Source organism: Deinococcus grandis, assembly GCF_001485435.1.
Classification (GTDB): domain Bacteria; phylum Deinococcota; class Deinococci; order Deinococcales; family Deinococcaceae; genus Deinococcus; species Deinococcus grandis.
On the sequence record NZ_BCMS01000001.1, the window covers coordinates 294,481 to 308,671 of the forward strand.

The following is a 14,191-nucleotide window of genomic DNA, read 5'->3' on the forward strand; positions in this document are numbered from 1 at the left end:
CACCCGGTCGCCGCCGCGCCCCGCCGGGGACAGGCGTCCCGCGCCACGCGCATGCTGAGCGGCACCACAACCCCCACCCGGCCCTGCACCCGCGCAGGCTCATCCCCCCACCTCACGGCGCGCCCCGGCCCGCGCGCCCCCACCCGCGTTCCCGTGACGCACCGGAGGACCCCCCATGCCCAAGATGTTCCGCAGCCTCTACGTGCAGGTGCTGATCGCCATCGTCATCGGCGTGCTCGTCGGCCACTTCTTCCCCACCGTCGGGGAAGGGCTCAAGCCCCTCGGGGACGGCTTCATCAAACTGATCAAGGTCGTCATCGGCCCCATCATCTTCTGCACGGTCGTCAGCGGCGTCGCCAGCATGCGCGACACCAAGAAGATCGGCCGCGTCGGCGGCAAGGCCCTGCTGTACTTCGAGGTCGTCACCACCGCCGCCCTGCTGATCGGGCTGGTCGTCGTGAACCTCGTCGGCCCCGGACGCGGCATGAACATCAACCCCGCCACCCTCGACACCAGCGCCATCACCAAGTACACCGACGCCGCCGGCGAGCAGACCGTCGCGGACTTCATCCTGCACGTCATCCCCACCACCTTCGTCAGCGCCTTCACCGAGGGTGACCTGCTGCAGGTGCTGCTCATCGCGCTCCTCAGCGGCTTCGCCCTGATCCGCATGGGCGACCTCGGAGCGCGCATCCTGAAAGGCATCGACGCCGTCAGCGTCATGGTGTTCCAGATCCTGGGCTTCATCATGAAGCTCGCCCCGATCGGTGCGTTCGGCGCGATGGCCTTCACCATCGGCAAGTACGGCGTCGGCAGCCTCCAGCAACTCGCGTACCTGATGGGCACCTTCTACGTCACCTGCGCCCTGTTCGTGTTCGTCCTCCTGAACGTCATCGCCAGACTCGCCGGATTCAGCCTCCTGAAGTTCCTGCGCTACATCAAGGAAGAACTGCTGCTCGTGCTCGGCACCAGCAGCAGCGAGAGCGCCCTGCCGCGCCTCATGGCCAAACTCGAACACGCCGGAGCGAACAAGAGCGTCGTCGGCCTCGTCGTCCCCACCGGGTACTCCTTCAACCTCGACGGCACCAGCATCTACCTGACCATGGCCGCCGTGTTCATCGCCCAGGCCACCAACACCAACCTGTCTTTCGCGCAGGAAGTCGCCCTGCTCGGCATCCTCCTGCTCACCAGCAAGGGCGCCGCGGGCGTCACCGGCAGCGGCTTCGTCGTCCTCGCGGGCACCCTCGCCGCCCTGGGCACCGTCCCCGTCGCGGGCCTCGCCCTGATCCTCGGCATCGACCGCTTCATGAGCGAAGGACGCGCCATCACCAACATCATCGGCAACGGCGTCGCCACCCTCGTCGTCGCCCGCAGCGAGAAGGCACTCGACATGAACCGCCTCACCCGCGTCCTCAACGGCGAGCAACTCCCACCCGTGAACGCCGACGTGCAGGCCGAGGAACACGGCGAGGGCCGCAAACTGAGCAGCGCACAACCCGCGTAAGGGAAGGACGCAAATGGTTGATGGCAGATGGCCAGTGCGGTGCCATCTGCCATCAACCTTGAGCCATCAGCCCAACTCTGCGTACGCGACGGCCACCTGCGCGGCCACCATCGCGTTGTGGCGTACGAGGGCGATGTTCGCCTGCAGGCTGCGGCCCCCGGTGATCTCCACCATGCGGCCCAGCAGGTACGGGGTGGTGTCCTTGCCGGTCAGGCCCAGGGCGTCCATGTCGCGCAGCGCCTGCTCGATCTGCGGGTTGATCTCCCCGGCGGGAATCTCGGCGTCCTCGGGGATGGGGTTGGCGAGCATCACGCCGCCCGACACGCCCAGATCCCACTTGGCCTTCAGGACCCGCGCCGCCTCGTCGGGCGTGGCGACCGTCAGGGGGGCCCTGAAGCCGCTCTGGCGGGAGTAGAACGCCGGGAACTCCTCGCTGCCGAGCGTCAGGGCCGGAATGCCGTGCGTTTCCAGCACCTCCAGCGTCAGGCCGATATCCAGGATGCTCTTCACGCCCGCGCTGACCACGCACACGTCCGTCTGCGCCAGTTCCAGCAGGTCCGCGCTGACGTCCATGCTGCGCTCCGCGCCCCGGTGCACGCCCCCGGTGCCGCCCGTGGCGAACACGCGGATGCCCGCCAGTGCCGCGACGCGCATGGTGCTCGCCACCGTCGTCGCGCCGTGCTTGCCGAGTGCCACGGTCACCGGCAGGTCACGGGTGCTGATCTTCTCCACGCCCTTGTCGGTCGCCAGGAGGTGCAGTTCCTCGGGTGTGAGGCCCACCTTCAGGCGGCCGCCCAGCACCGCGATGGTCGCGGGCACCGCGCCGTGCGCGCGCACGACGTCCTCCACGCCGCGCGCCATCTCCACGTTCTGCGGGAACGGCATGCCGTGACTGATGATCGTGCTCTCCAGCGCCACCACCGCGCGCCCCTCCGCCAGGGCAGCGGCGACTTCAGGGTGAATGTCCAGGTAGGCGGCAACGGTCGGATTGATGTCGTGAGTCATGGGAAACCTCGCTAGGGCAGTCAGCCCGGAATGATGAGTGATGAGAGGGTGAAACGGAGTCGGGATGATGCGGCTAACCGGTCGTGGCGGCCCCCGTCAGGCGCGCCTGGATGGCCGCCGGGGTGAGGGTGGGGGAGACCGCGTGGTCGCTCTCCACCGTGAGCGCCGCCGCCGCGTGCCCGTGCCGCGCCGCCTCCGCCGGGGACAGGCCCGACGCGAGCGCCGCCAGGAACGCCGCGAGCATCGCGTCGCCCGCGCCCGTCACGTCCCTCACCTCGGCGGGCAGGGCGGCCAGTTCGGTGACGCCCTCCGGCGCGGACAGCAGGCTGCCCGCCGCGCCCCGCCGCACCCACACCAGCCGCACGCCCTGCGCGTGCAACTCGTCCGCCGCCTCCCGCAACGCCTCCGGCTCGTCCGGCACCGCGCGGCCCAGCAGGGCGCCCATTTCCGGCACGTTCGGCGTCACGGCCTGCGGCACCAGCCCCGCCGCCAACGCAGCGCGCAGCCGCGCCGCCTTCGGCACGCTCACCGGCTCGAACACCACCGATACCCCGGCCTCGGCCGCCAGGGACAGCAGGTGCGCCAGCGACGTCTCCGGCAGGTTCCCGTCCGCCACCACCCACGCCGCGCCCCGCAGCACCCCACGCCGCTCCTGCAACGCCGCCGGAGTCAGGGCCTCCACCGCCGCCATCGCCGCCACCGCCACCAGCAGCTCTCCACTCGCATCCAGCACCGCCGTGTACGTTCCCGTCGAGACCTCAGGCGCGCGCAGCACCGGCCGCACATCCACGCCCGCCGCCTCCGTCTCCCGCAGCAGCCAGTCGCCCAGCGCGTCCCGGCCCACCACACTCACCAGCGAGGCGGGCACGCCCAGCCGCGCCAGGTTCTCCGCGACGTTCCGCGCCACGCCACCCGGAGCCTGCGCCGTCACGCCCGGATTACTCGTCCCCGGCACCGCCGCCTGAATCGTGCGGGCCTTCACGTCCACGTTCGCGCCGCCCACCACCACCACGCGACCCGGCCCGCCCGCCTCGGGCAGCAGGTAGCCCCGGCCCAGTAACGCGCCCTTCCGGACCAGATTGCTCACGTGCACGTTCACGGACGCCCGCGTGGACCCCAGGCGCCGCGCCAGTTCCTCCGGGGTCGCCAGGGGCGTCTCGCGGATCAGGGCGAGGAGGGCGGATTCGGTATCGGTCAGGGGCATCTGCTTTCTATGATAAAGGTGCTTTCTGCGGTTAATCAAGGTGTGTGCGGCTGGAAGGGTTGCGCCTGCGGCGGGCGGCCCCACCCCCCAGCCCCCTACCCCAGGGGGGCAGGGGGAGCCAGCGTTGCACTGGGCAAGAGGTTTGACTCGTGCGGCGTGTTTGTGTCGGGCGGTGAGGTGTCCGGCTTCGACGCCATCCTGCCGCCCCCCGCAAGGCCCGCGCGCTGCGCGCACGACGGCCGGTGGCAGTCAGCGGTCGGTTGGTAGAGGGGACGCTTCGCACCGCTGATCGACTTTTTCCTCACTGTTTTTACTCCTCCCCCTTGCCTTGCAAAGCTGCGAAGCAGAGGGGGGAGGCCGGGTGGGGGTGGACGGTCCGCGCCCGTCACTCACAGTCCAGATCTCAGAGCCCCTCCCCACTCCCCACTTCCTACAACCCACTTCCCCTTTCAGTCCGCTGCGCTCCGCGTGCGTTCCTCGCCGGGGCGGGGGCCGAAGGTCAGCGGCGCGTGGCCGGGGACGGCTTTCGCGGCGAATTCGTGCAGGCCCAGGCGGTCGGGCGCTTCGAGGTGGTAGCGGAAGTTCCACAGGTAGTGCTGCACGACGCGTTCCGGCAGGCCCAGTTTCCGCGCGTGCCTCTGTGCGACGTCCGCCAGATGCCCGATGCCGTCCCGCCTCGCCTCGCGCATGGCCTGCACCAGCTCGGGCGGCGGCGGGTTGTCCTTGCGGTACGCCCACACCGCGAACGTGAACGGGTGACCGGTCAGGCGGAACCACTCCTCCGCGAGGTCCGTGACGGTGATGCCGCGCGCGGCGTGCGGGAGGCTGGTCATGGTCGTCTCGGGCGTCAGGGGGCCCACCACGCCGTACCACTCGCGCAGCGCGCTGTCCCCGATCCGCAGCACCCCGTCGAATCCCTGCGCCAGGAGGGTTTCCGCCTCGCCTTCCGCGCGTTCCAGCACCGGGCTCAGGCCCCGCTCGCGCAGCAGCACCTCCAGCAGCGCCACGCTCATCGCGGACTGCGCCGTCAACGCCACCCGCCGCACTTCCTCCAGCGGACGCGTGTGGAACAGGTTCACGGAGTACACCGGCCCCAGCACCGCCACGCTGAAATCCGGCAGGGCCTCCAGCACGTCCGCGTTCCGGATGAACTCCACCGCGCTGATGTTCGCGATATCCACCTGACCCGACAGCAGCGCCGCGTTCATCTGCGTCGGCACGCCCGTGATCGCCGTCACGCCCGCCGGGAGCACCAGCGAATCCAGGATCGGGGCGACATTCGTGAAATGAATCCAACCGGCCCGGTAGGGCGCGCCGGGGGAGCGCGGTGACGGGTGATGGGTGATGGGTGATGGAGAGGACTCAGCCTCGGGCTGCGCCATCTGCCATCCGCCGTCCGCCATCTGCCCGCTCACGGGACGACCTGTGCGCTGATCGCCTGCCAGTGGCCGTCTGCGTGGGCGTAGACGCGCAGGACGGACTGGATGCGGTGGGGGCCTTCGTAGAGGGTCAGGCGGGTGATGCCCGTGTGGCCGTGGATGCGGGCGGCGTGCCGTTCGATCATCAGGGTGGGGGCCGGGCTCACGGGGAAGTGAGTGATCAGGTCCGCGCGGCTGATGCTCGTGCCGTCCGGGAGGAAGCCCAGCCAGTCGGCGGCCAGGACGCCGTCCAGGGCACCTGGGTCGCCGTGGTGGTACGCGGCGTTCCAGCGGTCGTCCAGGGCCAGCAGGGCGTCCAGGTCGGGCATGTCAGTCGGCGGCCTCGTGCTGCGCGGGGAACGTGGCGAGTTCGTTGTAGTACGCGTCGCGCAGTACGGGGAGGCGTCCGGCGTGCTGGATCATGCGGATCATGCCCTGCTCGCTGAGTTTCATGGGGCTGGTCGCTCCGGCGGCGTGCGCGATGTGTTCCTCCTGGATGGTGCCGTCGATGTCGGAGACGCCCCAGTCGAGGCTCACCTGCGTCAACTCGCTGCCGATCATCACCCAGTAGCCCTTGATGTGCGGGAAGTTATCGAGGTAGATGCGCGCCACGGCGAGGTTGCGCAGGTCGTCCAGGCCGGTGGTGTACTCGGTCTTCCCGAGGTTCTGCGCCAGGGTGTTGCCCAGCGGCTGGAACGCCAGCGGGATGAACGCGTGGAAGCCGCCGCCGTGGCGGGCCAGGGAGTCGTCCTGCAGTTCGCGCAGGCGGTGCATGTGATCCAGCCGTTCTTCCAGCGTCTCGATGTGCCCGTACAGCATGGTGGCGTTCGTGCGCATGCCCAGGGAGTGGGCCTCGCTGTGGATCTGCAGCCACTTCTCGGCCTTGACCTTGTTCTTCGCGACCTGCTTGCGCACGCGGTCGGCGAAGATCTCGGCGCCGCCGCCCGGCATGGCGCTCAGGCCCGCCGCCTGGAGTTCGCGCAGGACGTCCAGGGTGGGTTTCTTGCTGATCCGGCTCAGGTGTTCGATCTCGGCGGCGGTGAAGGCCTTGACCTGCAGGTCCGGGTACGATTCGCGCAGCGCGCGGACCATGGCGGGGTAGTACTCCCACTTGTGGTTCGGGTGGTGCCCGCTGCTCATGTGCAGTTCCGTGATGCCGGGCAGGTAGCGGCGGCCCACCTGCGCCACGACTTCCTCGGGGCTGTAGTCCCAGGCGCGGGCCTCGTTCTTGTGCGCGGCGAACGCGCAGAAGGTGCAGCCCACGTAGCAGATGTTCGTGAACTCCAGGCGCATGGAGTGCACGAAGTACACCTTGTCGCCGTGCAGCGCCGTCTTGCGGAGGTTCGCGAGGCGCATCAGGGTGTTCAGGTCCCGGGTTCTGAACAGCTGCATGCCTTCTTCGAAGTTCAGGCGCTGCCCCGCTTCGACCTTCTGGGCGATGGGCGCGAGCGCCGGGTCGGAGAGCCAGTTCATACGGGCAGGATACGCCCGGCTCCCGCGCGGGAATGTCCCCGATCCTCAATCCGCACTTCACGCGGCCGTCACCGTCCGCGCGGCTGCCGACCTGTGACGCGGCAGAAAGATTCGATATGGCAGAATCCGGTGCAAGGTGACCACGGAACACGCCGACGCGCAGCGGCAGATCGCCCGCTACCGATCCCTGGTGCAGGTGATCGCGGCGCTGTCCCGTCACGTCCGCACCGAGGACCTGCTGCTCACCATGCACCACGAGGTTCAGGCGCTGTTCGCGTCGCCCATCACGCTCCTGGCGCGCCGCACCCCGGAGGGCGGCTGGGCGGTGCAGACCCTGGAGGGGGACGTGATCGCCGAGCAGTGGCTCGGGCCGCGCCGCGACGGACTGCTGGAACGCGTCGTGACGGACCGCGTGCGCCTGGAAAACGACCTGCCCGCGTACCTGGACCGTGAGGGCCTGACGGTCGTGCGCGTCCACTACCGACCGGACCTGCCGCACACCATGTCCTGGATGGGCGTGCCGCTGCGCGCCGGCGGGGAGACGCTGGGCGTGCTGTCCGTGCAGAGTTACGCCCTGGACGCCTTCACGCCCGAGGACCTGGAATTCCTGGAGTTGCTGGGCGTGCAGCTGGGCATCGTGATGGAGAACGCGGCGCTGCACGAGCAGCTGGAGCGTGAGGCGAACACCGATCCGCTGACCGGGCTGTTCAACCGCCGTCAGTTCGCGCTGCGGGGCGAGGCGGCGGGACACGCGGCGGGCGAGTGGACGCTGGCCGTGATGGACGTGCAGGAATTCAAACGCATCAACGACGAGCTGGGGCACGCGGCGGGCGACGTGGTCCTGCGTGGGATCGGGGAGGCGCTGCTGGACCTGACTGCCGCGCGGGGCGAGGCGTTCCGGCTGGGCGGGGACGAGTTCGCGCTGCTGCTGCCGTGCACGCCGGAGCGGGCGGCGGCGCTGCTGCGCGCGGGCCTGGATGGACTGGCGGGCCGGGCGCTGCCCGCGTCGCCGTTCGTGAACGTGGGGCTGGCCGCGCGCCGCGCCGGGGAGCCGCTGACCGAGTGGGTGCGGCGTGCCGACCGGCACATGTACGCCGCGAAACGGGCCCGCGCGCACCTGATCGTCTCGCCGGAGGACGTCGCGTGACGGACCGGCGCGACCACTCCCCCATGGGTTACGCTGAGGACATGAGCGCAGAAGATCATCGTTCCGGAACAGAACGCTCCGGCGGGCCGGACGCCCCCGCCGCGCCAGAGACGGCCAGCGCGCCAGTGACTCCCGTTGCGCCAGTGACTCCCGCCGCGCCGCAGACTCCCGCGCCGACCCCCACCCCGGACCGCTGGACGGTGGACGCGCTGGAGGACACCCCCCACGGCCCCGTGGCGCGGCTGGAACGCCCGGACGGCAGCACCGTGGACGTCCCCGCCCGCCACCTGCCGGACGGCGTGCGCGAGGGTGACCTGCTCGCCGTGCAGGACGGCCCGGACGGCGTGCGCTTCCAGGCGCTGCCCGACGAGACCCGGGCGCGGCGCACGCAGGTGCAGGCGAAACTGGACGCCCTGAACGCCCGCCAGGCCCCGCCCACCAACGAACAGGGAGAGATCGACCTGTGACCGGCCCGAAGAAACCCGCCGCGTCCGACCGGGCGAAGAAGACCGCCCCCGGAAAGCCCAGCCCGAAGAAGCCGGGCGCGAAGAAGGCCGACACGCGGACCGACCCCGCCGCGACCGCCACCCCGAAAGCCCCCCCCAAAGCCACCGCGAACGCCGGGGCGAAACCCCCACCCCGCAGCCGCGCCAAGGGGAAACCCGCCGCCCGCAAGGGCCCCAGTCCCTCGGATCTGCTGGGCGTCCTCGTGCTGATCGGCACCGCCAGTCTCGCCGCGTGCGGCTGGATGAAACAGGGCGGCCAGGACGGCGGCGACACCAGACCCACCGGACCCGCCGGGCAGGTCACCATCCGTTTCCTCGACATCGGGCAGGGGGACGCCATCCTCATCCAGAGCCCCGAGGGCAAGACCGCCCTGATCGACGGGGGCCGCAGCAGCGACCGCATGCGCGACTACATCCGCGACCTGAACCTCGACAAGCTCGACCTGATGATCGCCACGCACGCCGACGCGGACCACATCGCGGGCCTCGTCCCCGCCGCCACCCTCAAGCCGCGCGTGTTCATCAACAACGGCCTGGGCGGCACCACCCAGACCTGGGAGCGCCTCGTGAAGAACCTCCAGGACGCCGGGAGCACCTTCACGAAAGCCAGCAACCAGACCGTGAACCTCGGCAGCGTCAAACTCCGCGTGATCGCCCCACCCCCCGGCATGGGCGACGGGCAGAACGAGAACAGCGTCGGCGTCGCCCTGCAGTTCGGCACCTTCCGCGCCCTGATGACCGGCGACAGCGAAACCCCGGAAACCGAAGGCTGGCTCGCGCAGGAACGCGACGACCTCAGGGGCCCCTTCCAGGTGTACAAGAGCATCCACCACGGCGCCGCGAACGGCGACAGCGCCGCGTGGCTCGCGTACGTCCGCCCCGAGAACGTCGTCATCAGCGTCGGCACGCCCAACTCCTACGGGCACCCCACGAAAAAGGCCCTGGACCTCTACAAGCAGGCCGGAGCGCGTGTGTACCGCACCGACCGCCAGGGCACCGTGACCGTGCAGGGCAGCGGGGACGGCACGTACACCATCACCACCGACCGCTGAGCGGGTACAGGAACAGGGGGCGTCGGCTGACCCGACGCCCCCTGTTCCTGTGCCGCCCTTACCCGTCCTGTTCGGCCCAGAGGGCGCGCATCTCGCCACTGCGTTCGAGCAGGTCGGGCAGGGTGCCTTCGTCGGTGATGCGGCCGCCCTGCATCAGGAGGATGCGGTCGGCGCGCAGGAGGGCGGCGCGGCGGTGGCTGACGACGAGGCAGGTGGCGTCGGTCTGGGCGAGGCCCTGCCAGAGTTGCGCCTCGGTGCGGGCGTCCAGCGCACTGCTGACGTCGTCGAACACGAGGAGGTCGGCGGGGCGGGCGAGCATGCGGGCGACGGCGGCGCGCTGGATCTGCCCGCCGCTGAGTTTCACGCCGCGCGCGCCGACGGGGGTGTCGAGGCCGCCGCTGAGGGCGTGCAGGTCGGGTTCGAGCACGGCGAGCTGCACGGCGCGGTTCAGGTAGGCTTCGTCGGCGCCGCTGGTGATGTTCTCGCGCAGGGTGTCGCTGAAGAGGTTCGGGAGTTGCGCCGTGTACGCGCTGCGGGGCGGGACGAGGAACGAGGCGGGGTCGTCCTGGGTCTCGCCGTTCCAGGCGACGGTGCCGGACTGGGTGGGGATGAGGCCCAGCACGGCGCGCAGCAGGGTGCTCTTGCCGCTGCCGATGCGCCCGGTGACCACCACGAACTCGCCGCGTGCCACGCTGAAGCTCGCCTCGTGCACGCCCAGGCCGCTGGGGTGCAGGGCGGTCAGGCCGTCCACGCGCAGCTCGCGCAGGGGGATGGCGGTGGGGGCGGGGGGCGCGGCGGGCGCCTCGCGGTTCAGGTACACGTCGTGGTGCTCGACGATGGTGGTGTCCGGCGCGTCCTGCAGCAGGCGGGTCATGCGGTCGTAGCTGACGCCGGTGCGGCGGTGGCGGGCGATGGCGTCCCCGAAGAAGCCCATACTGCCGGTCAGGCGGGGCAGCAGGCCGATGAACAGCACGAAGTCGGCGACGTCCAGCGTGCCGCCGCGTACCTTGTTCGCGCCGAGCAGCAGCACGAGGCCCACGGCGAGGTTCACCATGTTCGTGTTCACGCCGCGGATCAGTTCGGTCAGCAGCACGTCCCGCAGGGCGGCGTGGCGGCGCGTCTCGCCTAAGGCGCGCAGGTGCGCGACCATGCCGTCCTCACGCGCGGCGAGCTTCACGGCGCTGACCGCCCCGAAGGTCTCGCCGATGAAGTCCGTGACGCGGGCGGTCGCCTCGCGCATGCGGCGGCGGTACGCGCGGATGGTGGGCGACAGGCGCTGCACGAACACCACCATCAGCAGCAGCGGCGTGCACACCAGCGCCGTGATCAGCGGGTCCACGCGGGCCATCAGCGTGATCGCCACGACGGAGTACAGCACGAAGCCCGCGCCGTCCACCCATACTTCCGTGTACCCGGCGACGTCGTCCACGTCGTCCCGGAAGCGGCTGACCGCCTCGGCGGGGGTGTCGGGCAGGCGGCGGGAGCGGCGGGCGGTGAGCAGGTAGCTCAGGAGGTTGCGGCGCACCAGGGCGTCCAGGGTGTACCACAGCTCGATCCACGCGCGGAACGCGCCGTAGAAGATCCCGAAGCGGCTCAGGCGCACGAACGCGAACCACGCGACCGACACCCACGCCGCGGCGATCGCCGGATTGATGGGCTGCCCGCCGGTCTTCAGGCCGTCCGCCTGCTCCAGAGCGCGGAACACGCCACTGACCGCCAGGGTCAGCAGCGCCGGGCTGGCGTGCACCATGCTCCACATGAACAGGTTGAACGCGAACAATCCCGGCTTGTACCGGAACAGTTCCTTCGACAGCGCGAACGTCCGCTCCTTCACGGGCACGGGCGGCTGGGGGAGGGGAGAGGTGGTCATGATCGGACTCCAGGGTGTGGGATGTGGGACGTGGGGTGTGGGAACGGCAGGTGACGCTGGGTGTGGGCCCACAACCGACAGCCCACACCCCACAACCCCCTCATGCCAGCACTCCGTCGTGTTCGTTCAGCTGTCCGGCGCGCAGCAGGGCCGCGTAGTGACTGCGGGGGTCGCGGGCGAGGTCGTCGCGGCGGCCGTCTTCGAGCACCTCGCCGTCGCCGAGCACGAGGATTCGGTCGGCGCGGGCGACGGTGTCGAGGCGGTGCGCGATGATGATCGCGGTGCGGCCCGACAGCAGGCGGGTCATGGCGGCGGTCAGCAGGGCCTCGGTGGCGGGGTCGAGGCGGCTGCTGGGTTCATCCAGGATGATCAGGCTGGGGTCGCGCAGCATGACGCGCGCGAACGCCAGGAGTTGCGCCTCCCCGGCGGACAGGCTCCCGGTGGGCAGCGGCGTGCGCACGCCGTCGGGCAGGCGGGCCAGCCAGGCGCTCAGGCCGACCTCGTGCAGCGCGGCCTCCACCTGCGCGTCGGTGACTTGCGGGTCGAAGAAGCTGAGGTTGTCCCGCACGCTCGCCTGGAACAGCTGCACGTCCTGCGTGACGACCGCCACGCGGGAGCGCAGCTCGTGCAGGGGCGTGGCCTGCACGTTCACGCCGCCCAGCAGGATCACGCCCTGCGTCGCGTCGTACAGCCGCGAGATCAGGCGGGTGAGGGTGGTCTTGCCGCTGCCCGTGCGGCCCAGCAGGCCCACGGTCTGCCCGGCGGGCAGCTCGAAGCTCACGCGGCGCAGCACGCCGCGCGCCTGTGGGTCCTCGGGGGCGTAGCTGAACGTCACGTCCCGGAACGCGAGCGGCAGCGGTCCCGCCGGGAGGGGTGTCTCGCCCCCGCGGACGGCGCTGCGCAGCGCGAGCAGTTCCGACACGCGCCCCAGGCTCGCCCCGGCCTTCTGCAGGTCCTGAAGCTGCTGCGTGAGCTGGTCGATGGGTTCCTCCACCAGCGTCATGTACTGGTACAGCAGGAATGCCGTGCCCAGCGTGATCGCGCCGCTGGCATACAGGCCCACCGCCGCGCCCAGCACGCCCACGTACCCGACCGCGAACAGCGCCATGCTCAGCTGCCACACGACGCTGCGCCGCCGCCACGAATTGATGGACCGCGTGAAGAAATTGCGCTGCACGTCCAGGAAGCGCCGCAGGTGATGCCCACCCGCGCCCAGGCTGCGAACGTCCTCCAGGCCCGCGAGGCGCTCCTCGACGAAGCCGAACAGCCGCGCGCTCGCCTCACGCTCCAGGCGGGTGGGTTCCACGCCCAGCTTCCGCACGCGGTTCATGGCGGTCAGCGTGACGGCGGTGAACACGGTCACGCCCAGCCCGATCCGCCAGTCCTCGCGGAAGAACATGACCAGCGCGCCGGTCAGCAGCAGCGCCGCGCCGAACACCCGCACCGCGAACTGCGAGAAGAAGTTGCTCAGGGCCGTCACGTCCCCGTCGATCCGCTCGATCATCTCGCCCGGCGTGCGCTCCTTGTGCTCGCGCATGTCCAGCGACAGCAGGTGCGCCATCAGGTCGGCGCGCAGGCGGTTCGTGGCGGTCCAGCCGACCCGCGCGCCCACGTACGTCGCCCCGGCCGTCATGAGCTGCACGCCCACCGCCAGCAGGATGTACAGGCCCGCCAGCCGCACCAGCCCCGCCACATCCGCGCCCGCGCCCCGCTTCGCGTTATCCACGAACTGCTGCAATAGCTGCGGCAGCAGCAGGTTCAGGCCCGTGCCGGTCAGCAGCAGCGCGGCCAGCGCCGCCACCTGCCACCGCAGCGGCCCCAGGTACGTGCCCAGCACCCCCAGCGCGCTCCGCGGCGGAGCGTCAGGTGGCACGGCAGGAGACGGAACGGCAGAAGACGACATCCTCCCAGGCTAGCGACCCGGCGCTGGAAGCGCATCCGCCGAGTGGCGCATGGAGAGGGGAGTGGGTTGTGGGAAGTGGGGTGTGGGTTGCGGAGGGAGTGGCCAGTGGGTCGGTTGCCGGGTGCGGTCACGTCCGGGGCGCGAGGTGCCAGGGGTCACTGGCCTGCCGGGCGCGTGTCCGCCCGATGCAGGTCACCCCACTTCCCACTCCCTACTCCCCACTTCCCCCTTCGAGGCTGGTGACGAACAGGGCGCACAGGGCGGGTGCGAAGGTCTGCGGGAGGGTGAGGGCGACGTTGATCACGCCGAGGTCGCGGGCGCTGTCGTGCGCGCTGGGCAGGACCTCGGTGATGAGGGCGACGTCCACGGCGAGGGACACGCCGAAGCCCGCACCCATCAGGGCGGCGGCGGCGAGCGTGCCGGGCCAGGTGGGCAGCAGCGCCAGGGTCAGGAGTCCGGCGGCGATGACGACGGTGGAGCCGATCACGAACACCTTGCGCCGCCCTAGGCGGTCACTCAGGACGCCGCCCAGCAGGACGGTCAGCAGCAGCGCGCCCCCGGCGGCGAGGTTCGCCTGGAACACCCCGGCCGCGGGGTCCTTCAGGCCGACCCGGTCGCGCAGGAAGTACAGCAGGTACGTGGTGCCCAGCGCGTACCCCAGCGTCACGAGGCCGCGCGTGAGCCACGCCAGCGCGAAGTCCCGGTGCCGCAGCGGGCTGAGGAACCCCGCCAGGGACAGCGGCGCGGGTGGGGTGGTGGGGGCCTGCGGGTCGCGGCTGGTCAGGACGAAGCCCAGCATGGCGAGGAGCAGCAGGGCGCCCAGCAGCGCGTACCTGGCGAGCATGATGGGCAGCAGGCCGGTGAGGCCCACGCCGAGGATCGTGCCGAGCACCTGGGACAGGCCCGCGAGGCCGCTGACGGTGGCGCGCTGGCTGGGTGGCACGCGGTCGGGGATGACGGCGGTCAGCGCGGCCTGATAGGCGTTCAGGGCCAGCTGCGTCAGGCCCCACCCGGCGACCAGCACGGGCACGCTGCCGCCCACGCCCAGCAAGCAGCGGCAGTCCGGCGGTCGCGGCGACGGCCCCGCCGATCAGGTACGGGCGGCGACG

At 71.0% G+C, this 14,191-nt stretch carries 12 protein-coding genes; 4 read left to right on the forward strand and 8 right to left on the reverse strand.

Annotated elements, in window-relative coordinates; translation table 11 throughout:
- The first annotated feature begins 175 nt into the window (after positions 1–175).
- Positions 176–1,504 carry a dicarboxylate/amino acid:cation symporter gene (locus DEIGR_RS01475; protein WP_058974652.1) on the forward strand — a complete coding sequence of 443 codons (1,329 nt, stop codon included), beginning with the start codon at positions 176–178 and terminating at the stop codon, positions 1,502–1,504.
- Between the two features lie 66 nt (positions 1,505–1,570).
- Here DEIGR_RS01475 and DEIGR_RS01480 read toward each other — a convergent pair whose 3' ends face one another.
- From DEIGR_RS01480 to mqnE, 5 genes are all read right to left on the reverse strand, one after another.
- Positions 1,571–2,509: a pseudouridine-5'-phosphate glycosidase gene (locus DEIGR_RS01480; RefSeq protein ID WP_058974654.1), complete on the reverse strand. Its 939-nt coding sequence runs from the start codon at positions 2,507–2,509 to the stop codon at positions 1,571–1,573.
- A 73-nt stretch (positions 2,510–2,582) separates the two neighbouring features.
- Positions 2,583–3,713 (reverse strand): PfkB family carbohydrate kinase, encoded by a 1,131-nt coding sequence (locus DEIGR_RS01485; protein WP_058974657.1) that lies wholly within the window; start codon positions 3,711–3,713, stop codon positions 2,583–2,585.
- Between the two features lie 449 nt (positions 3,714–4,162).
- Positions 4,163–5,095 (reverse strand): menaquinone biosynthetic enzyme MqnA/MqnD family protein, encoded by a 933-nt coding sequence (locus DEIGR_RS01490; protein ID WP_083524095.1) that lies wholly within the window; start codon positions 5,093–5,095, stop codon positions 4,163–4,165.
- Between the two features lie 29 nt (positions 5,096–5,124).
- Positions 5,125–5,460: a nuclear transport factor 2 family protein gene (locus DEIGR_RS01495; protein ID WP_058974659.1), complete on the reverse strand. Its 336-nt coding sequence runs from the start codon at positions 5,458–5,460 to the stop codon at positions 5,125–5,127.
- A 1-nt stretch (position 5,461) separates the two neighbouring features.
- Entirely contained in the window at positions 5,462–6,604 is a 1,143-nt protein-coding gene (mqnE, locus tag DEIGR_RS01500; RefSeq protein WP_058974661.1) for an aminofutalosine synthase MqnE, read from the reverse strand.
- A gap of 136 nt (positions 6,605–6,740) precedes the next feature.
- Here mqnE and DEIGR_RS01505 point away from each other — a divergent pair, with 136 nt between their 5' ends.
- From DEIGR_RS01505 to DEIGR_RS01515, 3 genes are all read left to right on the forward strand, one after another.
- Positions 6,741–7,751: a GGDEF domain-containing protein gene (locus tag DEIGR_RS01505; protein WP_058974662.1), complete on the forward strand. Its 1,011-nt coding sequence runs from the start codon at positions 6,741–6,743 to the stop codon at positions 7,749–7,751.
- A gap of 143 nt (positions 7,752–7,894) precedes the next feature.
- Positions 7,895–8,218: a DUF3006 domain-containing protein gene (locus DEIGR_RS21165; RefSeq protein WP_058974664.1), complete on the forward strand. Its 324-nt coding sequence runs from the start codon at positions 7,895–7,897 to the stop codon at positions 8,216–8,218.
- Positions 8,215–9,309 carry a ComEC/Rec2 family competence protein gene (locus DEIGR_RS01515; RefSeq protein WP_236704626.1) on the forward strand — a complete coding sequence of 365 codons (1,095 nt, stop codon included), beginning with the start codon at positions 8,215–8,217 and terminating at the stop codon, positions 9,307–9,309. Before DEIGR_RS21165 ends, DEIGR_RS01515 begins: the two co-directional genes overlap by 4 nt.
- 58 nt (positions 9,310–9,367) lie before the next feature.
- On the opposite strand, the gene DEIGR_RS01520 is transcribed toward DEIGR_RS01515, so the two are convergent.
- From DEIGR_RS01520 to DEIGR_RS01530, 3 genes are all read right to left on the reverse strand, one after another.
- The gene (locus tag DEIGR_RS01520) at positions 9,368–11,179 is read right to left on the reverse strand and encodes an ATP-binding cassette domain-containing protein (RefSeq protein WP_058974666.1); all 1,812 of its coding nucleotides are present in this window, start codon (positions 11,177–11,179) and stop codon (positions 9,368–9,370) included.
- Between the two features lie 100 nt (positions 11,180–11,279).
- Positions 11,280–13,082: an ABC transporter ATP-binding protein gene (locus DEIGR_RS01525; protein WP_058974667.1), complete on the reverse strand. Its 1,803-nt coding sequence runs from the start codon at positions 13,080–13,082 to the stop codon at positions 11,280–11,282.
- 211 nt (positions 13,083–13,293) lie between these two features.
- A complete protein-coding gene (locus DEIGR_RS01530) occupies positions 13,294–14,124 on the reverse strand; it encodes an MFS transporter (protein WP_236704774.1) in 831 nt (276 codons plus the stop codon).
- Positions 14,125–14,191 lie beyond the last annotated feature (67 nt).